General features: G+C 31.0%; 8 protein-coding genes and 1 tRNA gene. 2 read left to right on the top strand and 7 right to left on the bottom strand.

Translation table 11 applies throughout. From position 1 onward, the window contains the following. Positions 1–4 precede the first annotated feature (4 nt). The 3 genes from ABXT56_RS00135 to ABXT56_RS00125 form a co-directional block, all read right to left on the bottom strand. The gene (locus ABXT56_RS00135) at positions 5–1,276 is read right to left on the bottom strand and encodes a 2-oxo acid dehydrogenase subunit E2 (RefSeq protein WP_415300136.1); all 1,272 of its coding nucleotides are present in this window, start codon (positions 1,274–1,276) and stop codon (positions 5–7) included. Further along, complete coding sequence (gene aceE / locus ABXT56_RS00130; RefSeq protein WP_415300134.1) at positions 1,277–4,315, bottom strand: pyruvate dehydrogenase (acetyl-transferring), homodimeric type; 3,039 nt, start codon at positions 4,313–4,315, stop codon at positions 1,277–1,279. A 129-nt stretch (positions 4,316–4,444) separates the two neighbouring features. Next, positions 4,445–5,632 carry an acetyl-CoA C-acetyltransferase gene (locus ABXT56_RS00125; protein ID WP_415300132.1) on the bottom strand — a complete coding sequence of 396 codons (1,188 nt, stop codon included), beginning with the start codon at positions 5,630–5,632 and terminating at the stop codon, positions 4,445–4,447. 75 nt (positions 5,633–5,707) lie between these two features. On the opposite strand from ABXT56_RS00125, the gene ABXT56_RS00120 reads away from it, so the two are divergent. Then, a tRNA-Arg gene (locus ABXT56_RS00120) sits at positions 5,708–5,784 on the top strand. Between the two features lie 121 nt (positions 5,785–5,905). Further along, the gene (locus ABXT56_RS00115; RefSeq protein WP_415300130.1) at positions 5,906–6,331 is read left to right on the top strand and encodes a PaaI family thioesterase; all 426 of its coding nucleotides are present in this window, start codon (positions 5,906–5,908) and stop codon (positions 6,329–6,331) included. Here the strand turns inward: ABXT56_RS00115 and ABXT56_RS00110 are convergent, their stop codons facing one another. The 4 genes from ABXT56_RS00110 to ABXT56_RS00095 all read right to left on the bottom strand — a co-directional run bounded on the left by ABXT56_RS00110 (position 6,332) and on the right by ABXT56_RS00095 (position 13,053). Further along, entirely contained in the window at positions 6,332–8,653 is a 2,322-nt protein-coding gene (locus ABXT56_RS00110) for a TRAP transporter permease (protein ID WP_415300128.1), read from the bottom strand. 134 nt (positions 8,654–8,787) lie between these two features. After that, complete coding sequence (locus ABXT56_RS00105) at positions 8,788–9,792, bottom strand: TAXI family TRAP transporter solute-binding subunit (RefSeq protein ID WP_415300126.1); 1,005 nt, start codon at positions 9,790–9,792, stop codon at positions 8,788–8,790. Between the two features lie 72 nt (positions 9,793–9,864). After that, a complete protein-coding gene (locus tag ABXT56_RS00100; protein WP_415300125.1) occupies positions 9,865–11,091 on the bottom strand; it encodes a pyridoxal phosphate-dependent aminotransferase in 1,227 nt (408 codons plus the stop codon). Then, positions 11,092–13,053, bottom strand: a complete 1,962-nt coding sequence (locus ABXT56_RS00095; protein WP_415300123.1) for an acetoacetate--CoA ligase — start codon at positions 13,051–13,053, stop codon at positions 11,092–11,094. Between the last annotated feature and the right edge of the window lie 128 nt (positions 13,054–13,181).

The following is a 13,181-nucleotide window of genomic DNA, read 5'->3' as shown; positions in this document are numbered from 1 at the left end:
AAATTTATATAGCTAATTTATAAGCAAAATTTTTACCAAGATTTTCTTTAAGGTCATTATTAAATCTAGCTGCTTCAGCTCCATCAATTATTCTATGATCGTATGATAATGAAATTGGAAGCATAGTTCTGGTTTGAAACTTATCATCAATAAAAATTTGTTTTTTTTGAGATTTTCCAACCCCTAAAATTGCAACCTCAGGGAAATTTATTATTGGTGTGAAAAACGAACCACCAATTCCTCCAAGGCTAGTAATTGTCATAGATCCTCCAAAAAATTCTTTTTTATCTATCTTTAAATTTCTACACTGTTCACTGACACTTTTTAATTCATCACTTATATTGCTAATATTTTTATTATCAGCATTTCGTATTTTGGGTACCATCAAACCATGAGGTGTGTCTACCGCAATCCCAATATGAAAATATTTCTTTATAGTAATTTTGCCATTTTCTATATCATCAATTGATGAATTGAAGCTTGGAAATTTTTTTAAAGATGAAACTAAAGCTTTAACAATAAAGGCTAACGGTGTAATTTTCTTTTTCTCACCTGTATACATATCTGTGAGAGAGCTTCTAAACTCATCCATTTCAGTTATATCTAACTCATCATGATTAGTTACATGAGGTATTGTGGTCCAAGAATTTACCAAATAAGTAGAAGCTAATTTTTTAACTCTTGACATATCTTTAACCTCAACGTCTCCAAAATCTGAGTGAGAAAATTCACTTTTGATTTTTTTTTGTTTGGCTTCTTTTACATCGGTTGGTTTATTAATTTTAGAAGATATAAAGTTTTTTACATCACTCTCTACAACTCTTCCTTGTCTTTGACTTCCGTTAATTTCATTTATATCCACACCAAGCTCCCTTGCAAATTTACGCGCCTTAGGACTTGCTGCAGAAATTCCAGAAACATTTTTTTCTATAAATTTTTGTTTTGACTTATCGTTAACCGTTGCTTCTTTTTTAGTTTGAGTTTTTTTTTCTTCTTCTTCAATTTTAAACTGATCTTGAGAATTTACTTTGACCTCTTCACTATTTTCTATAATTAATATTGTGTCTCCTTCTGAAACCTTGTCTCCTACTTTAATATTTACCGACTTAACTTTTCCCTCAAAAATAGAGGGAATTTCAACGCTGGATTTATCACTTTCAATTGTAATAAGTGGATCATTTTTTGATACGGATTGACCATTCAAAACCAATACTTCAATCACCTCAACATCTTTAAACTCACCGATATTTGGAACCTTTATTTCTTTATCTGACATCTATAATTTTGTGGGCATTGGTTTACTGCCATCAATATTATACTTTTTTATGGCCTCTTTTGCATATTTTGAAGCTATCAGTTGTTCTTTTGCTAATACACTTAGTCCATAAGCAACTATATGCTCTTTATCAACTTCAAAAAATTTTCTAAGGTTTTTTCGAGTATCGCTTCTTCCGTAACCATCTGTACCTAGTGAGTAGAAACTTTTATTAGTATATGGTCTGATTTGGTCAGAATTCATTCTCATATAATCTGATGCTGCCATAATTGGACCTTCAGTTTTTCCTAAACATTTTTCTACAAATGAAACTTTTTGTTCTTTATCGGGGTTTAAAAGATTATATCTTTCAACTTCCATACCATCTCTTCTCAACTCATTAAAACTGGTAACACTCCAAATTTCACTATCTATCTGATATTCGTTTTGAAGGATTTCTGCTGCATCCATCATTTCTCTCAGTATTGTACCAGAGCCCAAAAGTTGAATTTTAGTTTTCTTATATCTACTTAATTCTTTAATTTTATACATTCCTTTTAAAATACCTTCTTCACAATTTTTATCTTTTGGTATAGCTGGGTGTGAATAATTTTCATTCATAGTGGTAATATAATAAAAAACATTCTCATTTTTTTCATGCATTCTTCTCAAGCCTTCTCTAAAAATTACAGCTAATTCATAGTGAAAAGTTGGATCATATGAAATACAATTTGGAATTGTTGACGCTATTAGATGACTATGGCCATCCTGATGTTGTAATCCTTCTCCTGCCAAAGTAGTTCTTCCAGCAGTTGCTCCAATTAAAAAACCTCTTGCTTGACTGTCTCCAGCTGCCCATGCAAGATCTCCTACTCGCTGAAAGCCAAACATTGAGTAAAAAATATAAATTGGTATCATTTCGATATCGTGATTTGTATAAGCTGTTGCGGCTGCGATCCACGATGACATTGCTCCAGCTTCATTAATTCCTTCTTCTAGTACCTGTCCACTCTTATCCTCTCTGTAAGAACTTAATTGCGCAGAATCTTCAGGTTCATATTTTTGTCCTTCGTGTGCATATATTCCTATTTTTTGAAAAAACCCTTCCATACCAAAAGTTCTCGCTTCATCAGGAATGATTGGAACTAACCTTGGTGAAACATTCTTGTCCCTTAATAAATTTGTAAACATTCTAACTAATGCCATGGTTGTTGACATTTCTTTTTCACCTGTCGACACTTTCATAAAATCAAAAATATCTTTTGCAGGCGCTTTAATTGGTTTTGAATAAGTTGTTCTCTCTGGCAAAGAACCACCAAGGTTCATTCTTCTTTCTTTAATATATTTAATTTCTGGAGATTTTTCATCTGGCTTAAAATACTCAACATTTTTTACTTGTTCATCTGTTAGGGGTACATCAAAACGGTCTCTGTAATATAACAAGTCATCAACATCCAATTTTTTAGTTTGATGGGTGGTATTAACGCTTTCACCTGTTTTCCCCATGCCATAACCCTTGATAGTCTTAGCTATTATAACTGTTGGGCTACCTTCGTTTTTTGATGCCTGATCATATGCAGCATAGACTTTATGCGGGTCATGACCACCTCTATTTAGTCTCCAAATATCTTTATCTGATAAACTAGAAACTAGCTCTTGTGTCTCTGGGTATTTCCCAAAAAATTTTTCTCTAACATAAGCTCCATCTCTAGCTTTCATTGCTTGGTACTCACCATCAACAGTTTCATTCATAACCTTAACTAGATGACCTGTTTTATCATTAGCAATTAAAGAATCCCAATATGAACCCCAAATTACTTTAATTACATTCCAACCAGCTCCTCTAAAACTTCCTTCTAGCTCTTGAATAATTTTTCCATTACCTCTAACAGGGCCATCTAATCTTTGAAGATTACAGTTTACAACAAATATTAGGTTATCTAATTTTTCCCTAGCAGCTAATCCTATTGCACCCAAAGACTCTGGCTCATCCATTTCTCCATCACCAAGAAATGCCCACACTTTTCTACCTTCATCTTTAATTAATCCTCTGTTAATTAAATACTTCATGTATCTTGCCTGATAAATTGCAAGCATAGGTCCTAACCCCATTGATACAGTTGGAAACTGCCAAAACTTTGGCATCAACCAAGGGTGTGGATATGAAGAAAGTCCACCTGGTTTTACTTCTTGTCTAAATCTATCAAGTTGTTTTTCATTTAATCTGCCCTCTAGAAACGCTCTAGCATAAATACCTGGTGCACTATGACCTTGAAAATAAACTAGATCACCACCAAATTTATTATTCTTGGCTCTCCAGAAATGATTCATTCCTACATCATAAAGCGTTGCCGCTGATGCAAATGTACCTATATGACCACCTAATTCAGGAAATTTTTTATTTGCTCTAACAACCATGGCTGCTGCATTCCACCTAATTAACGATCTAATTCTTCTTTCAATATTCTGCTCTCCATTGGACTTAACTTCTGCTTCTGGTGGGATTGTGTTTATATAAGGAGTGTGCTGAGTATAAGGAATATTTGCACCTTCTCGATATGCTTTGTTAATTAATTCTTTTATCAAAAAATGAGCTCTTTGATTTCCATCTTTTTCAACAACCGCAGATAAAGACTCTAACCAATCTTGAGTTTCTAGCGGGTCAATATCATGTTGATTTGTAACTTGAATTATATTTTTTTTTTTTTCTACAACCGGAATTTGTTGAGTGGCTGCTTCTTTTTTTTCATTTTTCAAAACTAATTCTGCCTGTTTAATAATACTTTCTGTATCTTTAGGAATTGGTTTTTCTAAAAGGCTTTCTTTTGAAGACTCAATATTTAACAATAAATCCCCTTTAGAAACTTTATCGCCCACTTTAATATTTACAGATTCTACCTTACCAGAAACTGTTGAAGGAATTTCAACACTAGATTTATCACTCTCAATAGTAACGACAGGATCATTTAAGTTTATTTGGTCTCCAACTTTTACTAAAAGTTCAATAACCTCAACTTTTTCAAATTCACCAATGTCTGGAACAAGTAATTTTTCACTCATTATTTAAACCGATTTATACACTTAAAAAAACTATATCTCATTTTATTTTAGCACAATAATAAGCTTTTTTGTTCAAACCTGTATTTTTATTGAACAAAAAACTTTAAAAATTAACAAATAGATAAGAAGTTAATTTCTCTCGACACATATGGCTATTCCCATTCCGCCACCAATACAGAGAGTGGCGCAGCCTTTACTTTTATTTTGTCTAATCATCTCGTGAATAAGGGTTACTAAAATTCTAGTTCCTGAAGCTCCAATTGGATGTCCTAATGCTATTGCTCCACCATTCACATTTGCAATCTCTTTACGAATTTTAAGATCTCTAATTACAGCAATACTTTGAGCTGCAAATGCTTCATTTATTTCAAACAAATCAACATCTTCTCTCTCCCATTTAGCTTTTTCTAAGGCGAGATTAACAGCTTTAATCGGACCTAGTCCCATTAATGATGGTTCAACACCACAGGTTGCCCAAGATACCACTTTTACTAACGGTTCTACACCTCTAAGTTCTGCCTCTTCTCTAGACATAAGTATAGTTCCTGCCGCACCATCATTTATTCCTGATGAATTACCTGCGGTAACTGTTCCATTATCTTTGAAAACAGTTTTTAATTTTTTTAGATCTTCTAAGTTTAAATTGCTTCTTGGATGTTCATCTTTTTCAAAAAGAAAATTCTTATTATCTGTATTAATCTTTAATTTTATCAGCTCATTTTTGAATCTATTTTCATTTATAGCTTTTTGAGTTTTTTCTTGAGAGTTTAATGCAAATAAATCTTGTTCGTCTCTAGAAATTTTGTATTTTTCTGCAATATTTTCGGCAGTAATTCCCATATGATAATTGTTAAATGAGTCTATTAACCCATCATTGATCATCGTATCCACTAGCTTATCTTCGTCTAGTTTTTTATCTTCTCGATAAAATATAGCATGTGGTGCTCTAGACATGTTTTCTTGTCCACCAGCAACTATAATTTTATTTTCACATAGTTTAATGGACTGATAACCTGAAATTACAGATCTTAATCCAGATCCACATACTTGATTAATTATGTGTGCAGGTTTTGAAACTGGAATTCCAGCATGAATAGATGCTTGTCTTGCGGGGTTTTGTCCTAGCCCTGAAGTAAGAACATGACCCATAATCACTTCATCAATATCTTCTGGTTTTAATTTTGATTTAAAAATAGCTTCTTTAATAGCTAATGCTCCTAGTTTATCAGCACTAAGATTTTTTAGATACCCCTTATATGTACCTATAGGTGTTCTTAAAGCTGCTGTAATAACTACATCGTTTCTTTTTTTGCTCATTGCTAATACAGCATAATATTTTATAACTTAAATTACATCAAAAACTTTGATATGTTGGGTAAATTATTTAATTAAGGACCGCTGGCCAAATTGGATAAGGCGCTCGGCTACGAACCGGGAGATTCCAGATTCGAGTTCTGGGCGGTCCACCAAAAAGGATAAATAAAAATGTTAGATTGGCTATTAAAATCATCACTACAAAAATCAGTTATATATTTTTTTATAATTGTTTTTATAATCTTATTAATTTTAACTTTCGTACTATAAAGGAATATGAGTAATCAATTTGAGCAAATAAGTATTAAACCTGGTTTTATGAAACACAATGGTGGTGTTTTATTTAGAACAGTGTCTGATACAGAATATGAATTTAAAACTATAATTAATGAAGATCATTTAAATGCTGCTGGGATAACTCATGGTGGTTTTTTAGCAGCCTTAATTGATGCGGGAGCGGGGACTGCTGCACATAGAGCATCTGGAAATGCACCTTGTGTAACCATTTCATTAGACCTAAAGTTTATTGGTGCATCAAAGGTAGGAGATGAGGTTACTGGTTTTGCAAGAATCCTTAAAAAGACCAGTACACTAGTATTTTTATTTTGTGAGCTGAAATGTGATGATAAAATTATAACTTCAGCATCAGGGATATGGAAAATTTTAAAAATAAAACCATCTGATCTTGGTCCTGGTGGGTAATTATTCTTTTCTTCTAGAGTTTAAATAACCAAATATAATTAATAATAAAATTGCTATAGGATAAATAATTCTTTTATTTGGTCTATCTATATTTTCTACTTTAAATTCACTTATATAATCGCCAGTTTCAAAACCACTTTTTTTAGCTTTTCCATTCCACTGTAATGTATCTACGATAATTTTATTTTCTTCTCTAACTAAACTGATTCCATATTGTTCTAAATTATACTCTGTTTCAAAAGTATTTTTTTTGATTACAAATAACTTATATCTTTCACCATAATTACTTGGGCGTGTTACTTTAAATCTGGCTTCTTTGTTAGGATTAAATTTTATTGAATGAATTTTGTTTATATCCTTATAGTTATATTTTGGATAAAATTTATTTAAAACAAATTCTGGTGCTAATAATGAAATAGAAATTAATAAAAAAACAATTATTTCGTACCATCTTAATCTATTAATAAACCAACCTTGTGTTGCAGAAGTAAAAACAAGTATTCCAATTAATGAAGTTATGATTACAAGTAATCCATGCCAAATATTTTCAATACCAATTAATAACAATTCATGATTAAACAGAAATACTATAGGTAAGATTCCTGTTCTTAAACTATACCAAAAAGCCTGCAAACCAGTTTTAAGTGGGTCTCCCCCTGAAATAGCTGCTGCTGCGTATGATGCCAAACCGACAGGTGGAGTAACATCGGCCATTAAACCAAAATAAAAAACAAATAGATGAACTGCTATTAATGGAAAAATAAAACCGGATGCATTTCCAACATCAACTAATACTGTTGCCATTAATGAAGCCACCACAACATAGTTTGCTGTTGTGGGAAGACCCATGCCAAGCAACAAACACAAAATTATTGTTAAAAATAATAAAATAATAACATTATCTTTTGCAATAGACTCTATAACTATAATTAAATTTGTACTTAGGCCTGTAGAACCTACAGCTCCTACTATTATACCTGCTGTTGCAATTGCAATTCCAACACCAACCATATTTAAAGCACCTTTTTCAAAACCAACTATAGTTTGATTAAACCAAGTTTTTAAAGCTGCCCTAAAATCTTGACCTTTAATTAATATGTAAACTAGATTTACAATGATTAATGCAATTGTCGCATAAAATATGGAGTATGAAGCTGTAAATCTTAGATAAACAAGCATGTATATCAAAACAAAGATGGGAATTAAAAAATGTATTCCTGAGAAAAATGTTTTTTTCAAATTTGGAACATCTGCATCATCCATGCCTTTTAAATTCAATTTTAGTGCTTCAAGGTGAGAAATATAGAATAATGCAACGTACGAAATAATTGCTGGTAAAAATGCATGTTTAACAATTTCGAAGTAAGTTACCCCAATAAAGCTTGCCATCACAAAAGCTGCTGCACCCATTACAGGTGGCATTAACTGTCCATTTACGGAGGATGATACTTCTATTGCACCAGCCTTTTCTTTTGAAAAACCTGTTTTTTTCATTATTGGAATTGTAAAAGTTCCAGTTGTTACAGTATTTGCAATTGAAGATCCTGAAATTAAACCAGTCATTCCAGATCCTAAAATTGCTGCTTTAGCGGGCCCACCTCTCATTTTTCCAACCATAGCAAAAGCTAAATCTAAAAAATATTTTCCTCCACCTGCTGTTTCAAGAAGCGCACCAAATAAAACAAATAAAAAAATAAAATCTACTGAAACGCCTATTGGAATTCCAAATATAGCTTCTTGGTCAAGCCACTGAAAGCCAACTAATCTATTTAATGAAAGTCCACTATGAGAAATTATTTCTGGCGCGTATCTTCCAAAATATGAAAAAAATAAAAAACAAACTGCAATAATCACTAAAGGTAAACCAATTACTCTTCTAGTTGCTTCAAGTAATATTAAGATACCTAAACTTCCGAGAATTAACTCAACTGGAAGATTAAAATTTTTACCAAATGGAATATTTAAAAGAACTCCACCTCTATCCACCAACTGATCATAAAAAAAATAAATATATAGACAGCAGAAAGCACCAACAAAACTAATTATAATATCAAATATAGATATTTTTTTTCCTTTTAAAGTTGGATAAATTAAAAAAGCTAAAGTTAATGCAAACCCTAAATGAATAGCTCTGGCTGGAAGTCCTTTAAACATTCCTATATTAAACCAAAAAGGAAACGGTGAAGCATACCAAAGCTGAAATAATGACCAAATGATTGCAATACTTGCAACTATCTTTAAATGAAGACCAGTTAGATTTCTAGTTGGTGATAAGTCTTCTTTAATCTTGCTATCAATATTAAAGTCAATTTGAGCCTTCATTACAAATCAATAAAATTATATTTCATTAGATAATTAAAGTTTTATATTATTTTTTTGTTTCAAAAAAGATTAATACACATAAAAAAAAGGCCCAATAAATATATCAGGCCTTTTAATTTAATTATGAATTTGGATTACATTAATCCAGCTTCTATATAGTATCTTTTAGCACCTTCATGTAATGGAGCTGATAAACCATCAGCAATCATATCTTCTTTTTTAAGTGAAGAGAAAGCAGGATGTTGTTTTTTGAAATCATCAAAATTTTCAAATACTGCTTTTACCACTAGATAGACAAGGTCCGCTTCAACCATATTACTAGTTACAACGGTAGCTTTAACACCAAAAGTAGTCGCATCCTTTTTTTGTCCTGAGTAAGTTCCTTTTGGAATTACAGCTTGTGCATAATAATCAGCACCACTAATTAATGCTTTAACTTCAGGGCCTGTTAAATTAATAGGCGAAGCTTTAGCTGCACAAGTTGCTGCTTGTTCCATAGCTCCATTTGGAAATCCTACAGAATAACCAAAAGCATCAATTTTACCATCACACAAAGCTTTTACTTGCTCAGATGAGGTTAATTCAGTAGTTGATTTAAAGAAACTATTATCAACACCTTTTGCTTTCATAAGCTCTTCCATAGTTCCTCTTTGACCAGAACCTGGGTTACCAATATTTACAACTTTTCCTTTAAGACCAGCAAAATCTTTAATCTTTGCTTTTTTTCTAGCCCAAATTTGAAAAGGTTCGTTGTGAACTGAAAAAACAGCTCTTAAACCTTTGTACTGTTTTCCTTCCCATTTGCTTGATCCGTTTACAGCATGATATTGCCAGTCAGACTGAGCTACACCAAATTGAAATTCACCTGCTGCGATTTGACCAATATTATAATTTGATCCACCAGTTGAAGGCGCAGTACATCTGTAAGCTTTATCTATACCTTTTTTTCTTCCGTGTTCTTTTGCTATTGCTGATTTATGAAGCATTTTGCAAATTGCGTTACCAGTTTGGAAATATACTCCAGTTGGTCCACCTGTTCCTATCGTGAAGAACTCTGCAGATTTTGCAACACCAGTGAAAGATAAAGATGCAACAAAGATTAGTAGAGCGCTTAATAGAGATGTTATTATTTTTTTCATGTTCTCTCCTCTAAGTCGTTATTTTTATTAATTAAATTAAACAATAATTAAGAGGGTATGTATAGCTAGTATTTATGTTGATGTTGACCATTTTTTTAACTTATCAACACCCTCTACTATTTTGGGAGCAAGTTTTAAAATTAAATTATCGTCAATTTTTTCTCCATCTTGAGTCTGATTCATAAAATTTTGACCATCAAAATCGGTAAAGCTTAATCTTGCTAACATCTTATTCTTCTCAAAACCAAAATCTGATCCTGGTAATAACGCTACACCTGTTTCCTTTAAAATATTGTCACACATTTCTGAGGATGAATTAAATTTTTTATTTAAAAATTCTGGCATAAGATAAAATCCACCTTGAGGTTTATTAATTGAGACCTTATTTGACTTTAAATTCTCATAAACATAGCTACCAACTGCATTAAGAATTTTTTTAGAGCTGTTTATATATTTGCTATGATCATTTGTATAAGCAGTAATCGCAGCATATTGAATTGGTGCACTGACAGCAGAAAAAGTTTCACTAGCCAAAACATTAATTGAATTTTTTAAAATATTTAAAGAATCTGGAATTATAAAATAACCTAATCTCCACCCACCTGCACCACACCATTTGCTTAAACCTGTGCTGATAATAGTTTTTTCAGGACAAAAACTTGAAATAGATTTAAACCCTTCATCAAAACTCAACTCAGAATAAATTTCATCTGATAGAATAATAAGATTATATTTTTTAGCAATCTCACTAATTTCTTCTAGATTTTTACAAATCTGTCCTGATGGATTATTTGGTGAATTCAAAAATAATAAATAGTTTTTATTTTTATCCTTTAAAATAACCTCTTCAATCTCAGATCCAGTAGGAAACCAATTATTTTCTCTTTTTGTTTGAATTGATTGAATTTTATTTCTTCCTAGAATTGCTTGTGGGGCATAAGAAACCCAGCTTGGTACTGGCAATATTATTTCTCCATCAAATAAAATGTGTAGTAAAAACATCAATTCTTTTGAGCCAGGACCTATAATTACATTTTCAGATTTGTAATTATAGTCTTTTTTAACTGATGTATATTTTGCAACAGCATCTCTAAGCTCATTAAGACCTTGCATTGATAAATATTTATTTTGATAGGCATTATCTTTTAACGCATTAACAATATCAGTTGGTATCTGGAATGGAGATTGACCAAATCCAAATTTAAATATTTTTTCACCTTTATCTTCTAGCTTTCTAGAGAATTCATTAATTTTTAAAGTAGAGGATGGTTCTAGACCTTTAACTATATTTTTTAACATTTAATAATTTAATTCCTTTAAATTTTTATATTGATCTAAAACTCTTGGATTTGCTAGCGCTTCTTTATTTTTAATTTCATTTCCTTCTATTGTGTTTTTTACAGCTAGTTCAACTATTTTACCGTTTTTAGTTCTTGGAATGTCATCAACTACTATAATTTTAGACGGAACATGTCTTGGAGATGCATTTTTTCTAATTTGTATTTTAATTTTTTTTAATAAATCTTCATTTAACAATTGTTTGGGGTTTAAAACTATAAACAAAATTACTCTGACGTCATTATCCCATGCTTGACCAACAACAATCGACTCTTTGATTTCTATAAACTTTTCCACCTCAGAGTATATTTCAGCAGTTCCGAGTCTCACTCCTCCAGGATTAAGTGTCGTATCTGATCTACCATGGATAATAAAGCCACCACCTTTCTTTATCTCTGCATAGTCACCGTGATACCATGTGTTTAAAAAATTATTAAAATATGCTTTTTTAAATTTAATATCATTTTTATCATTCCAAAATTTTAAAGGCATTGATGGGAAAGGGTTTTTACAAACTAGCTCTCCTTTTTTATTTTTTAAAGATTCACCCTTTTCATTAAAAACATCAACATTCATACCTAAACCTTTATTTTGTATTTCACCTAAAATTACAGGTTGGTATAAATTCCCCAAGATAAAACAAGAAACAATGTCTGTACCCCCAGAGATAGAAGACAAATGAACATTTTTTTTTATGTTCTCGTATATATATTTAAACCCATCATTTGATAATGGAGATCCTGTGGAACAAATTGTTCTTAATTTTGATAATTTATATTTATATTTTAAGAAGGGCTTAGATTTACGAAGAGCATCAACATATTTTGCACTAACACCAAATAAAGTAATTTTTTCTTTTTCGGCTATTTTTATTAACAAATCATCTTTTTTATACATTGGCGACCCATCAAATAAAACAATAGATGCTTTTGAAGCTAAGACACTTACCAGCCAGTTCCACATCATCCATCCACAAGTAGTAAAATAAAAAATATTATCCCCTTCTCTAATATCACAGTGAAGCTGGTGCTCTTTTTTATGTTGAAGTAAAACCCCTCCACTCCTATGACTTATACATTTTGGTTTTCCTGTAGTTCCACTTGAATATAAGATTGCAAGATCTTGCTCAAAATCAAATTTAGGAAATTGAATCTCTTCAGATTCTTGTTTCATTAACTCACTCCATTTAAGTATTTTCGGTTTTTTGGATATATATTTATTTTCTAAGTATTTTTCTCCCGGGTAATTAACAATGACAACATATTTGATAGAGGGTATCTCTTTTAAAATTAGTGGAATTCTTTCTAAAGTATTTATTTCTTTTCCATTATAAAAATATTTATCTACTACAAATAAAACTTTAGGGCTGATTTGTGAAAAACGTTCTACTACACCTTTAACACCAAAATCTGGTGAGCATGAGGACCATATTGCTCCTAAAGAAGAGGAGGCTATAAACGCTTCAATAGTCTCAATGGTATTGGGCATATATGCGACAACCCTATCTTTTTTTTTAATATTAATACTTTTTAAAAATTTAGATATTTTACTTACATTAAGGTTTAGTTCTTGCCAGCTTCTTTCTTTTCGAAAACCATTCTCACTAATGAATGTTATTGCCTTATTATTATTATTTTTTGAGAGTAAATTTTCAGCAAAGTTTAATTTTGAATTTGGTAAAAATTTATTTTTATAAAATATCTTTGATTTTTTTATTTTAATTTTGCTCTTAAATCCTTTAATTTCAGAAAAATCCCAAATTGAACTCCAAAAATTACCAGGATTTTTAATACTCCATTTTAAAATATTTTCGTATTTTTGATTAAATTTCTTTTTGAATTTTTTTGAAATGAATCTCTCATAACTTGATAAAAGAGATTTTTTTTTTTGATTAGGTGATGCTTCCCATAGCTTTTGGTTCATAGTTTTGCTTCAAAATATTAATTCAGAATTGTTTTTAATTATGTTAATCTATAAGCAAATAAAGCATAAATGAGAACTTATTCTTCTACGATTCGGTCATGTTTTAGTCTATTTTTGTTCTTTATGAG

It is taken from the genome of Candidatus Pelagibacter sp. Uisw_134_02, assembly GCF_047720265.1.
In the GTDB taxonomy this organism is placed as follows: Bacteria; Pseudomonadota; Alphaproteobacteria; order Pelagibacterales; family Pelagibacteraceae; genus Pelagibacter.
This window is presented reverse-complemented; position numbering and strand designations above follow the sequence as displayed.